This window comes from Nonomuraea sp. NPDC049141, assembly GCF_040648415.1.
In the GTDB taxonomy this organism is placed as follows: Bacteria; Actinomycetota; Actinomycetes; order Streptosporangiales; family Streptosporangiaceae; genus Nonomuraea.
In genome coordinates this window covers 159465-171552 of the sequence record NZ_JBEZDR010000013.1, presented here as the reverse complement: position 1 = coordinate 171552, position 12088 = coordinate 159465, and the positions used below count along the sequence as shown (strand labels likewise).

The window sequence follows — 12088 nt, the reverse complement described above, 5'->3', positions numbered from 1 at the left end:
GCCGTGCGCGAACACCACCACTGCGCCCGCCTCCGGCCCCTCTCGCTCGGCCGCCAGCCGTACCCGGCCTCGGATGTCAGAACGCGTCACGCAGCTCTCTCTTCAGCACCTTTCCGCTGGCGTTCTTGGGCAGTGACCGCACGAAGACCACCGTCTTCGGGGTCTTGAAGGCCGCCAGGCGTTCCCGCAGGAAGGAGGTCAGCTCGTCGGCGGTCAGGGCGGCGCCCGCGCGCAGGACGACGGCGGCCGTCACCGCCTCGATCCACCGCGGGTCGGGCACCCCGAACACGGCCGCCTCCGCGACGGCCGGGTGCTGGTAGATGGCCTCCTCGACCTCCCGGCTTGCCACGTTCTCGCCGCCGGACTTGATCATGTCCTTCTTGCGGTCGACGATCGACAGGTAGCCGTCGGCGTCCAGCACGCCCAGGTCACCGCTGTGGAACCAGCCGCCGCGGAACGCCTCGGCGGTCTTGTCCGGGTCGTTCCAGTAGCCGAGCATGGCGTGCGGGCTGCGGTGCACGATCTCGCCGACCACGCCGGGCGGCACCGGCTCGTCGTCGGCGTCGACGATCCGGGTCTCGACGTTCAGGGCGGGCCGGCCCGCCGAGCCGAGCCTGGTCAGCTGGTCGTCCGGGCCCAGGATGGTGGCCACGGGCGCCATCTCGGTCTGGCCGTAGAAGTTGAACAGCCGCACCCCCGGCAGCCGCGCGGCGATCTCCTTCAGCACCTCGACCGGCATGATCGACGCGCCGTAGTAGCCCTTGCGCAGCGACGACAGGTCGCGGCGGTCGAAGTCGGGATGGCGCAGCAGCCCGATCCAGACGGTCGGCGGGCAGAACAGCTTGGTCGCGCCCTCGGCCTCGATCGCCGCCAGGATCGCCGCCGGGTCGGCGCCGGGCAGGATCACGTTCGTGGCGCCGAGGTAGAGGCCGGGGGTGAGGAAGCAGTGCAGTTGCGCGCAGTGGTAGAGCGGCAGCGCGTGCACCTCCACGTCGGTGGCGCTCATCTCGCCGTCGATCACGCAGGAGGTGTACTGGGCGATCAGGCCGCGGCTCGACAGGGTGGCGCCCTTGGGTCTGGACTCGGTGCCGCTGGTGTACATGAGCTGGATCGGGTCGTCGTCGGCGATCTCCACCGGCGGCTCGGCGTCGTCCTCGTACGCCATCCAGTCGGTGACCGGCTCCCACCCGTCGGCGTGCCCGATCACCCCGCGCACCGCGACCCCGTCGGAGACGGCCCGCTCGGCCACGGGCAGGAGCGCCTGCTCCACCAACAGGCCCGTCGCACCCGAGTGCCCGAGGATGTAGGAGACCTCCTCGGCCCCCAGCATGAAGTTGATCGGCACGGAGATCGCGCCCAGCCGGGCCAGCGCGAAGTAGGCCACCACGAAGGCGTCGTTGTTGTGGCTGAACACGGCGAACCTGTCGCCCTTGCTCACGCCCCGGGCGGCCAGCGCGTTGGCCATGCGGTTCGCCGCGCGGTCCAGCTCGGCGTAGGTCCATCGCGCCTCGCCGTACACGATCGCGGTCTTGGCGGGAGACCGCGCGGCCGAACGCCGCAGCAGGTCGCCGATGGCATGCTGGCGAGTCGTCATGCGCACTCCTCCGAACTTTGTTCGGTGATCCTAGCGAACGCGGAGGGCGCCCGCCGCAGGGTGCGGCGGGCGCCCTCAGATCACCACCGTCAGGTCAGCGGGCGACCTCCCGGCTGGGTGACGCCGTTGACCTTGAGCGTGTACGGCGCGTACTGGCCGACCTGCTCCGTCGACTCGTCGTAGGCCACCACCGCGACCACCGTCTGGAACGGCAGCATGGTGGCCAGCTGCAGCCGGTTGAGGCTGACGCTGGTCTTGCCGTTGGACTCCAGCTGCAGCGCCACCGAGTGCTTCTCGTCCAGGCCGATCAGCCGGACGTTCCAGTTCTCGACCGGAGTCGGGAAGACCTCGGTCGGCGAGTCGAACGGGTTGAGCGACGAGCCGTCGCTGACCGCGGTGGCGCCGACCGTGATGTCGTCGATCTTCCAGCCGCCCTCGTTGACCCCCGCGTCGCTGACGTAGCGGAAGCCGAGGAGGATCTCCTTGCCGGTGTAGGCCGACAGGCTGTAGCTGTGCGGCTCGAAGCCGGTCGTGGTGCCGTTGACCGCGGGGCCGAGCGGGCCCGCGACCGTCCTGTCACCGGCGATCGAGGTGTAGGTCTTGCCGCCGTCCGTGGAGACGATCACATAGCCGTAGTCGAAGCCCTGCTCCGCGCCGTACTTGGCGAGGAAGCGCAGCGTCGGGTCGGCGGCCGGGACGGTCACCTTGGTGACGGCGGCGGCGTTGGTGTTGCTGTCGTTGCCGGAGAACAGCACCGGGTTGCCCGCGCGGTCCGGGTCGTCGGAGACGACGGTCCAGGCCAGCGGGAGGGCGGGCAGCGTCTTGGCGCCCTCGAACGACAGCGAGCGCAGGTCCACCCCGCGCAGGAACGTGCCGTCCGCCTTCTGCAGCGGCACGTAGTCGGCGCCGTTGGGGGCGGCGCCTGCGGTCTTGTAGGTGGCCGGGTTCGCCAGGTTGACGGTCGCGTTCAGGCTGGCGGTCGTGACCCGCTTCTTGGGCACGCCCAGCATGACGCCCTTGGTCCCGCCGACGATCCGGTCGACCAGGGTGGAGGTCTGGAAGTCGTGGATCACCTGGTACATGTTCGTGACGCCCTTGGCCGCCAGCGCCGCCTTCAAGCTGGCCAGGCCCTGCAGCGCGCCGTCACGGTGCAGCGTGGACATGAACGCCGTGCCGTACCTGTCGTACAGGAACAGCATGAACGAGTACGCGTTGCCGTAGTCGGCCAGCACGCCGTTGGCGTTGGCGCCCTCACCCCAGATGTTGAGGGAGTTCTCCGGGCCGCCGCAGTCGCGCGGGTTGGTGTTGTACGGCGTCTGGACGATGCCGAAGCCCTGGAAGCAGTAGATGTGGCTGTCGGTGCCGCGCTCGGACACGGTGGCCTTGGGGTTGGAGTAGCCCGTCAGCGTCATCGCGAGGTCCGACAGGCCCTCGTTCATCCAGGTGGTCTCGAGCGGGTCGGTGTAGTAGTGCGCCAGGTGCTGCCACTCGTGCGCGAACGTGCCCTCGTACTGGCGCGGCCTGGCCGGGCGCGAGGTGCACAGGTCGGCGGTCGGCTCGTCGGGCGGGTTCGCGCCGGTGCGGTGCGTCCAGTCGAACGCGTCGATCGTCATGACGTTGCGGTCGAGCAGCTCGTTGAACTGGGCGGAGAAGAAGCCCGCGATGTACGTCGGAGCGGCCGGGAAGCTGTAGTAGTTGTCGTCCCTGACGTTGTCGACCAGGGTGACGGTCTTGTTGCCGCCGCCGGTGTAGACGCCGCCGTTGCCGTTGGCGTCGGGGCCGAGGACGGCGTTGGTGCCGTCGCGGTCCGGCGGCGTGCTGAAGGCGGCGGTCTCCTTCGGGTACATGTTCGTGTCGAACTGGGTGACCAGGTCCGCCACCTGCGCGTCGGTGACCGTCGTGGACGTGGGGATCTGCGCCCGGCAGTCACCGGCGGGGAAGGCCAGGTCGTTGGCGACCCAGACCTCGATGTTGTTGCCCACGCCGCGCAGCGTGTAGTCCTTGCGGTAGAGCCTGCCGTTGAAGTCGTCCAGGCCCAGCCACTGCCGGACGGTGCCGACCGGCGGCGTGTCGGCGGCGGCCTTCGTCCTGGCCTGCGCCTTGGCCTCGTACTTGGCGGGTACCTTGACGGGCTTGCCGTCGAGCGTGAAGTCCTTGCGGGAAAGCTCCCGGATGTCGCTTGACGGTGGAGCCTTGGGATCGGCGTGCGCCGGGATAGCGGACAAAAGGGGTAATGCGAGAATAGCGGCCGCGATTCCGATGAATCGGTTGCGCGCCATGGAGCCCCCTAAGCGTGGTCAGTGAGGGTGACAAAATGTGACTATCCGATCAAGGGACCGGCGCGCAAGTAAGTCAGTTGCCAACAAAGCAGCAATGAATTCGTGCTCAGACGGCTGTCCGAGCGAGCCGCCGGTAGGAATCGAGCCGCCGATCCAGGTCGTAGCTGTTCATGGTCACCAGGACCTCGTCGGCGCCGGTGAGCTCTATCAGAGCCCCGAGCTCGATCTCCACCTCCTGCCCGGTGCCGTGGATCTGCCCCTTGCGCGACTCCTCGAACAGCGCCCGCTCCCGCTCGGTCATCTCCGTCGCCAGCACCCGCTCGGCCGGGGAGAGCGGCGGGAAGGCGCCGCTCGTACGCGATCGCGCGGTCGCCCACGCCTCCGGCACCTGCAGCAGCGCCGCCTCGCGGGCCGTCTCGCCGACCGCGACGTTCGCCGCCAGGACGACGTACGGCCGAGCCGCCCAGGCCGACGGGCGGAACCCGGCACGATACCGCGAGATCGCCTCCCGCAGCCGGGCCCCGCCGCCCCCGATCACCATCGGCAGCCCGTGCTCGGCGGCGATGTCCGCCCCCGAGCCCATGGCCAGCACGAACACCTGCGGCCGCAGCCCCTCGGCGGGCAGCGCGTGCACACCGGGATGCCCCCGCTGGTCCCCGGTGAAGTAGCCGAGCAGCTCCGCCAGTTGCCCGCCGAACTCGTCGGCGTCCTCCTTGCCGTGGCCCAGTGCCTTCCTGATGCCGCCGGTGAAGCCCACCGAGCGGCCGAGCCCCATGTCGACGCGGCCCGGGTTCAGCGACTCCAGCACGCCGAACTGCTCGGCCACCACCAGCGGCCGGTGGTTGGGCAGCATCACGCCGCCGGTGCCCACCCGGATCCGGTCGGTGGCCGAGGCGACGGCGGCGGCCAGCACGGTCGGTGCCGAGCCGGCCACCCCCGGCACGCTGTGGTGCTCCGACACCCAGAACCGGTGGTAGCCGAGCTCCTCCGCCTGCCGCGCGAACCTGATGGTCTCGCGCAGCGCCGTCGCCGGGTCGTGCCCCTCGCGGACGAGGGAGCGGTCGAGAATCGAAAGCTTCGTCACATATGTCGGCAACAGAACCGAGGCGTGACTACTTCCGGTAGAGGCCGACCGACCAGCGGACCGGGCGGTTGATGCCGCTGCCCCTCAGCATCCACGTGACCTTGACAGTGGTCGTCCGGTCCGTGGGATAGGAGAATTCGCTTACCGCCGAGGGGAAGGCGCCACCTTCCCATACGCCGCAGGCGCCCGCGCTGCCCTCCATGCGGCCGTTCGCCTCGATGCTGAACCACAGGTTCCCGGCCAGTGCGCTGGTGCACAAGGTGTCGAAGCCGACCTTGCCTCGGACCTTGAAGGTGGCGGAGGTGTCCTGCGGCCAGACGCCGGTCTTCGTCTCCGCGAGCCGCGCCTTCCCCACGTGGTCCGGCAGGGTTTTGAGTTTCGCCGGCTTGACCGGCCGCGCGGGCGGCGTCCATTCGTACACGGCCAGTGCCCAGACGCCGCGGGTCTTCTTCTGCGGCACGCACTTGCCGTCCCGCACCGTACAACCCCAGCCGGTCGTGGTCGTGTCGAACGTGACCTTGAGCTCCGTGCCGCTCGTGGCGGCCGGCACCTGGAGCGGCCGCAACTGCATGCGCCTTGAGCACGTGCCGAAGTGGGCCGACGCGGGCCCGTCGGCGCCGATCGACGCTCTGGCCACGCTGGTGTCCGGCCCCGCGCAGACCGCTCCGACGTCGAGCGGTTTCCCGGAGAACGGGATCGTCACCGAGACCTTGGTCGGCCCCGTCCTCTTGATCGACGCGGTGGCGATCCGCCGGTACTTCGTGCCGTCCGCGGCGGTGAAGCGCTCCGGCAGGAGGCCCGCGAGCTGGGCGGCGAAGGTGGTGGGCTCATCAGCGGTCTCGAGCCGCGGCTCCGCCGTGCCAGGCAGGAGAGAGAAACCCAGCGCGACGGCCGCCGCCACCGCGACCACCCCGCCGCCGCCCAGCGCGCGCCTGCGCAGGCGGATCCGGCGGATGCGGGCCCGCACCTGCTCGGGCCGGGCCGGGTTGGCGGGGGAGGGGCCGTCGCCGTGCTCGCGCAGGACGTCCCGCAGGTCGGGCAGGGTCATCGGTGCAGCTCCTTCACGATCGACTCGTCCACGCGCAGCTTGGCCAGCGCCTTGGCGCTCTGGCTCTTGACCGTGCCGGGCTCGCAGCCCAGCAGGCGGGCCACCTCCGTCACCGGCAGGTCCTCGTAGAAGCGCAGCACGACCACCGCCCGCTGCCTGGCCGTCAGCCGGCCGAGGGCTCGCCAGAGCGCGTCGCGCTCATCGGAGACCGGGTCGCTGGTCGGCGTGTCGGGCAGGTCGTCGCTCGGCAGCTCGCGGCGCCATCTCCTGCGCCACCACGAGGTGTAGGTGGTCACCAGGACCCGGCGCACGTACGCCTCGGGCTCGTCCACGCCGGGCCAGGCGAACCACGCCTTGGCCAGCGACTCCTGCAGCAGGTCCTCCGCGGTCGCCCAGTTGCGGGTCAGCAGGTACGCCGTGCGTAACAGCCGATCCGACCGAGTGGCCACGAAGTCCTGATATATCCCCCGGTCCGCCACGTACCGCCTCCTGTTATCGCCTGTCGACGACAGGGACGCATCCAGTGCGGAGTCAGGTTGCCCGGTCGGTGTGGCGGATGAGCGTGAAGGGGACCAGCTCGCCCAGCCCGCGTACGGACAGCCGGTCGACCGGGCGCAGCTCGAAGGCCCGGTCGCCCTCCAGCTCCTCGGCCATCTCCGGGCCGGCCAGGATCGTTCCCGGATGGGCCAGCGCGGTCAGCCGGCTGGCCAGGTTGACGGGGGTGCCGAACACGTCGCCCATCCGGCCGAGCACCGGCCCCACGGCCAGGCCCACGCGCAACTGCGGCATGCCCTTGTCCTTGGCGTGGGTCTCGATCAGGCGCAGGCCGATCTCGGCCGCCTCGTGCGCCTTGCCCGACACGAACAGCACCGAGTCGCCCAGTGTCTTGACGATCCGCCCGCCACCCGAGGTCACCACGTCGGCCGAACGGCCCTCGAACCTGTCGACCAGCCCGGCCAGCTCGGTCTCGGAGATCTGCCTGCTCAGCCTGGTGAACCCGACCAGGTCGGCGAACCCCACCGCCAGCCGGGCCGCGCTCGTCTCCTGCTCGACCAGCCGGTGGGCGGAGGCCGCCAACTGGCGGCGCCACGCGTAGACCAGCAGCCGGGCCAGGTCGGGCAGCACCCGATCCGCCCGCCTGCGCCACGCCCTGGGCCGCTCGCTCAGCGGCACGCCCGCCTGGTCGAGCGCCTCGGCGCCCAGCTCGGCCTGCGACTCGGCGAGCCGGGCCGTCGCCCTGCCCAGGGACCTGGCCATCAGGAGCACGTGCTCCTCGTCGTAGACGCCGTCGCTCACCATGCCGAGCAGCGTCCGCAGGGCGTCCACGTCGGAGTCGGTGAACTCCAGGGCGTCGTCGGCGACGTTCGCGAAACCCAGCGCGCGCCAGAACCTGCGGGCACGGTAAACAGGGACGCCGGCCATGTCGGCGACCTGGTGGCTGGTGTAGCGACGGGGCTCGCGGAGGAACGCCTCCGTCAGCCCGTCCGGATCCTCGCGCGCCACGACCGCAACATACACCGTTCACCAGGGTATGGAGGCACCTAGGTGATTCGTCTGCCCGTAGACCATCCGTACAGCGCGAACGGCTCCTCCGCCAACACCCTGGCGATGGCGGCGGCCGGGTAGCCGATCGTGTCGTCGGGCAACTCGCCGAGCGGCCGCCAGGCGAGTTCGGAGCACTTGTGCGGCTCGGCGTTGTAGGGCTCGCCTGCCCACTTCCTGGCGACGAAGAACAGGCCCACACGGTCGGGGGCGCGGTGCATGACGTGGGCGAACTTCAGATCGTCCGGCCGGATGGTGACGCCAACCTCCTCACGAGCCTCCCTGACGGCCGCGCCGACCACCGACTCACCGGGCTCCAGATGGCCCGAGGGCAGGTGCCATTGGCCGTCACCGTAACCAGTATTGGCCCGTTTGCCGAGAAGTACGGTGCCGTCACGGACGAGCATCACGTGCACGTCGACGATGGCCCGGAACCTGTCGGGACGCGACTCCCCAGCGGCCGACCGCTCGACGCCCGCAGGGCGGCGGTCGAGTGCCTGGGCCCATTTGACGGCGACCGCGGCCACCTGGATCAGCTCGGTGCGGAGCAGCTCGGGGTCCGACTCGGCGAACGCCTCCAGGACCTCCTCGCGCAGGATGTGCCGCCAGGTCAGCTCCCCGCGCCGGCCCGCCTCATCGGTCTCCCGCCTGGCCCGGTCGGCCTCGGCCACCGCGTCCTCGGCCCCGGTGCCGTCGGGCACGGCCTGCATGCCCCACCTGGCGTCCTGCGCCGCCCGTTCGGCCGCCACATCGCCAAGCACCCTGGCCAGCGACCCCGGCACCCCCGCGTCACCGTCGCGCGCAACTCCATCGCCATCCCACGTCATGAACGACGAGTCTGCCGGATCCAGCGGGAAGGCGGGCGCGCGATCGTCAGGCCGGGCGGTCGTCGATCTCCTCCGCCGACAGGTCCACTCCGGGCAGGAGCCGCCGCCAGCTCTCCCCGGCATCCCGCTCCAGTACGGCCAGCAGGTCGCAGAACGCCTTGAACGTCGTCCGCGGCCGGCGAAAATACGACTCCCCCACCCGCCCGAAGCAGTGGTGCATGAAGGCCACCAGCGCGTCGTCGTCCACGAGGTACCGCCCGCCCTCGCCGGAGGCGTACACGAACCGGATCTTGGCCAGCACCACGTACACCTCCTCGGCCGTCAGCGCGGCCAGCCGGAGCACCGGCCCCGAGTGATCCACCGGCCCGACCGCGGCGAAGGCACCGGCGCCCAGCCGCCTGCGCAGCGCGGGATGGCTGAAAAGCCCGCTGTGCCCGTCTCTGAGGAACACGGGGGTGCCCCCGAACACGAAACCCAGATGGGCGACCCCGCTGCTGACGAGGCCCAGGATCTGGTCGTAGTTGGCGTCCCGGGCCAGGGGATCGGCCAGCGTGTACAGGTTGACCATCTCGTCCAGGCAGACGAGCAGCCCGTCGTACCCGGCCAGCCGGACGAACCGGCTCATCAGCGCGATGTGATCGGGCACGGTCGCGTCGTCGATGATCGACCGTACGCCGAGCGCCGACCTGGCCTCCGCCGCGGTCGGGTACTCGGCGCGCAGCCAGCGCAGCGCGGCCGACTTGAGGTGGTCGTCGCCCGTGTCGTGGCCGCGCCAGTACGCGCCGATGACCTCGGCGAAGTCGTGGCCGCCCGGCCGCGTCGCCAGGTACGCCAGGCGTTCCCCGATCGTCAGGGCCGGGTCGGTGCGCGTCTGGCGGGCCTCGTCGAGCGCGGTGGACAGGAAGCGTTCGACGATACCGGCGAGCGCGCCGCCGCCGGGGGTGCCCCGGGTGGCCATGCTGCGGGTCAGCTCGGTGTAGAGGGCGCGGGCCCGGCCCTCGTTCGAGTGCAGCAGGTGCTCGGCGGTGATGTCGGCGTGCATGGTGACCAGCCGCTTCTCCAGCGCCAGCGAGCGCGTCAGGCGCAGCAGGAACGTCTTGCCCGCGCCGTGCTCGCCGATGACGAACCGGACGGCCGTGCCGCCTACGGCGACGCGTTCGACATCGGCGTTCAGCGCCGCCACCTCGGCGGTACGGCCGGCCTGGATGTGGTGCTGGCCGATCAGCGGGACCACCCCTGCCCGCAGCGCCTTGAGGAGGGCGTCGCGTTCGCGGGCGCGAACGGTCACTTCAGCATCTCCCCCAGCACTCGCCGGTCGACCAGGATCGGGTCGTCACCGTCGAGCAGCGGATCGCCCACGGTCTCGTAGGCGGCCTCGTTGACCCGGTCCATCACGCCTTCCGGCAGCAGGTTCCAGGCGTCCGCGAGAGTCTCGAACTGGCCCCGGCCGATGTGCGGCTCATCGACGGCGGCCAGGGCGCGGACCAGGCCGGAGTGGCGGCCGTCCAGGCCCGCCAGCGGGGTGACCTCGGGCGGCGGGGCGGGCGGGAGGATCGGCTCTTCGCCGGCGAGCAGCGAATCGAGCCGCGTCCCCAACTGGGCCGTCTCGGCCAGCCTGGCGACCGCCCCCCAGACGGGCACCGTCGGAGCACCGAAGACGTGCCCCAGGGGTACGCCCTGCGACACGGAGACGTGCGGCACCGGCGACGACACGGCGAGGTCCTGCGGAATGGGGTCCTCCTGCGCGGATAAGTAGGACGCGGGCCCGTAGGGCGTGGAGGCATCGGGCACGGGCCCGTTGGGCGTGGAGGGGTAAGGCGCGGACCCGTTGGGCGTGGTGCTGTAAGGCGTAGAGGTGTAAGGCGCCGGCCCGTTGGGGGTGGACGTGTTGGGCACCGGCCCGAAGGGCGGAGAGGTGAAAGGCCCTGACGGGTGGTGCGGCATGATGACGCGTGGCGGCGGCACCGGCTGGGCGGGGGCGTGCGGCACGTACGCGAGCTGGATCGGCGCATGCCGCACGGCGGCGTACGACCCGGCTCCCAATTGCCCGCCCCCCGCCGTGTCCTGGTCGAGCCCGAGCAGCCAGTGGATCCGGGCGAGGATCTGGGCCTCCTCCGGCGCGATGTGCCCGTCGGCGGCGGCCACGTCCCTCAGAAACTCCGCCACGTGGGCGCGCTGGGCCGCGCCGATCTCCTGGACCCGTTCGATCAGCCCGATCAGCGGCACCTCCGCACCGAGCAGCCACTCCAGATGCGCCCGCAGGCGGGCCCGCTCGCCGGCCGTCAGATGCAGCGCCCGCTCAAGATGCTCGCCCAACCGGCGGTAGGCGACCTCGGGCGTCTGGCCGTCCGCCGTGCTCGCGGCGCCCAGGTGCAGCAGCGCGGTAGCCGCCCGGTACGCGTCGGACGCCGCGGCCGTCGGCCCGTCCGGCGCGGCGAACAAGGCCATCACCCCCGCGGCCGGCACCGGACCTCCCAGACGCGGGTCCGGTTCGATCCCGACCCCGGCCCGGCCGAGGATCTGGGCGAGCGCGATGACGTCCTTCCTGGCGGGAACGGGCGTGGACAGCAGGGCGACGAACTCCTCGGCGGGCACGAGCGCGGTCTGCTGCTGCCCGAGCCGGCGCAGCGCCCACCGCACCGCCCCGCCCGCCCCGCCGGAGCCCAGGTCGAGCAGCTCCGCGGGCAGCAGCGCCTGGGCGCGCACGCTCTGCCTGGCGCCGGGCAGCCGGCCGAGGAAGCGGCTGTACGCCTCCAGCTCGGAGCCGCACTCCTCGGCCAGCCCGAACAGCTCCCGGGTGGGCGCCGCGAGCGTCAGCACATCGGGTACGCCCGGCAGCACCGGCGGGGCCCCGGCGAACCCGGAGCTCGCGGGCCGGTAGTCGAAGGCCAGCTCCTTGGCGCCGGGCTGGACGACGAGCCCTTCACCGTGACGTGCCGTGTACCTCCGCTGGAACAGCGCGCCGAACTCCTCCGGGCAGCGCGTCGCGGGCGTGCCCGGCCGGTAGGCGGGGTGGCCGTGCAGCCAGGCCAGCGCCCAGTCGGCGGGCACCGGGCGGCCCTGCGCGGCGAGCTCCCCCAGCCGGGCTCGCAACGCGAACACCGCGCCGGTCACCTCGGGCTCGCGGAGGGCCGCCAGCAGCGCCTCGAACGGCGCCGCGTGCCGCTGGAAGGCGTCGTGCCCGGCGTACAGGCCGATGAGGCGCCGCACCTCCTCGTGGATCACCGGCAGTTCCTCTTGGGCCATGGAGCGGTCCAAGTGCAGGTCGTGTAGCACGCGGCGTTCGAGGCCGTAGAAATAAAGGAACACGTAGCCGAGGGGCGTTCGCGGATAGCATCGCCCGTCGGCGAGCCAGCTCAGATAGGCCGCCCGCGACGGCGGCGGCAGCGCGGCATAGCTCGGCCACCGGTCGAGCCCCTGACCGTCCCAGTCCGGCTGCGTCATGTCCACGGGCAGTTCGGGGTCGATCAGCGCCGGCTCCACCGACATCCCGGACGCGGAAGGCAGCTCGGAACCCACATAGAGCAGACCGCCGATGATGGTCAGCCCGGCGAGATGGATACCGCTGCCCGGGGGCAGCCACGGCCCCTCCGAGGACAAGGGCAGGGCGGGCTTGGCCTGGCCGGATGACGCATGACGGCCACGCGCGCGGTACACCAGCGGCCCTCCCTCCGCCTCACCACGGATTTGATGAGGATTGCACCCTAGCGCTCC

General features: G+C 71.6%; 9 protein-coding genes. All 9 read right to left on the bottom strand.

Going from position 1 to position 12088, the window contains the following annotated elements; all coding sequences use genetic code 11:
* Nucleotides 1-76: 76 nt before the first annotated feature.
* The gene (locus tag AB0B91_RS36040; protein ID WP_358329354.1) at nt 77-1594 is read right to left on the bottom strand and encodes an acyl-CoA synthetase; all 1518 of its coding nucleotides are present in this window, start codon (nt 1592-1594) and stop codon (nt 77-79) included.
* An 89-nt stretch (nt 1595-1683) separates the two neighbouring features.
* A complete protein-coding gene (locus AB0B91_RS36035; protein WP_358329351.1) occupies nt 1684-3819 on the bottom strand; it encodes a choice-of-anchor J domain-containing protein in 2136 nt (711 codons plus the stop codon).
* Between the two features lie 160 nt (nt 3820-3979).
* Nucleotides 3980-4957 (bottom strand): LLM class flavin-dependent oxidoreductase, encoded by a 978-nt coding sequence (locus AB0B91_RS36030; RefSeq protein WP_358329348.1) that lies wholly within the window; start codon nt 4955-4957, stop codon nt 3980-3982.
* 28 nt (nt 4958-4985) lie between these two features.
* On the bottom strand, nt 4986-6005 hold the full coding sequence (locus tag AB0B91_RS36025; RefSeq protein ID WP_358329345.1) for a hypothetical protein: 1020 nt from the start codon (nt 6003-6005) through the stop codon (nt 4986-4988).
* The gene (locus AB0B91_RS36020) at nt 6002-6484 is read right to left on the bottom strand and encodes a SigE family RNA polymerase sigma factor (RefSeq protein ID WP_358329342.1); all 483 of its coding nucleotides are present in this window, start codon (nt 6482-6484) and stop codon (nt 6002-6004) included. Before AB0B91_RS36020 ends, AB0B91_RS36025 begins: the two co-directional genes overlap by 4 nt.
* A gap of 52 nt (nt 6485-6536) precedes the next feature.
* A complete protein-coding gene (locus tag AB0B91_RS36015) occupies nt 6537-7508 on the bottom strand; it encodes an adenylate/guanylate cyclase domain-containing protein (RefSeq protein WP_358329339.1) in 972 nt (323 codons plus the stop codon).
* A gap of 38 nt (nt 7509-7546) precedes the next feature.
* On the bottom strand, nt 7547-8374 hold the full coding sequence (locus tag AB0B91_RS36010; protein ID WP_358329336.1) for an NUDIX domain-containing protein: 828 nt from the start codon (nt 8372-8374) through the stop codon (nt 7547-7549).
* 46 nt (nt 8375-8420) lie between these two features.
* Nucleotides 8421-9662: an ATP-binding protein gene (locus AB0B91_RS36005; RefSeq protein WP_358329333.1), complete on the bottom strand. Its 1242-nt coding sequence runs from the start codon at nt 9660-9662 to the stop codon at nt 8421-8423.
* Complete coding sequence (locus tag AB0B91_RS36000; protein WP_358329330.1) at nt 9659-12031, bottom strand: TerB N-terminal domain-containing protein; 2373 nt, start codon at nt 12029-12031, stop codon at nt 9659-9661. The genes AB0B91_RS36005 and AB0B91_RS36000 overlap by 4 nt, the downstream gene beginning before the upstream one ends.
* Between the last annotated feature and the right edge of the window lie 57 nt (nt 12032-12088).

Excerpts from the sequence above, each read along its gene's own strand:
- AB0B91_RS36040 (WP_358329354.1), bottom strand. The coding sequence starts at position 1,594 with ATGACGACTCGCCAGCATGCCATCGGCGACCTGCTGCGGCGTTCGGCC.
- AB0B91_RS36025 (WP_358329345.1), bottom strand. The coding sequence starts at position 6,005 with ATGACCCTGCCCGACCTGCGGGACGTCCTGCGCGAGCACGGCGACGGC.
- AB0B91_RS36010 (WP_358329336.1), bottom strand. The coding sequence starts at position 8,374 with ATGACGTGGGATGGCGATGGAGTTGCGCGCGACGGTGACGCGGGGGTG.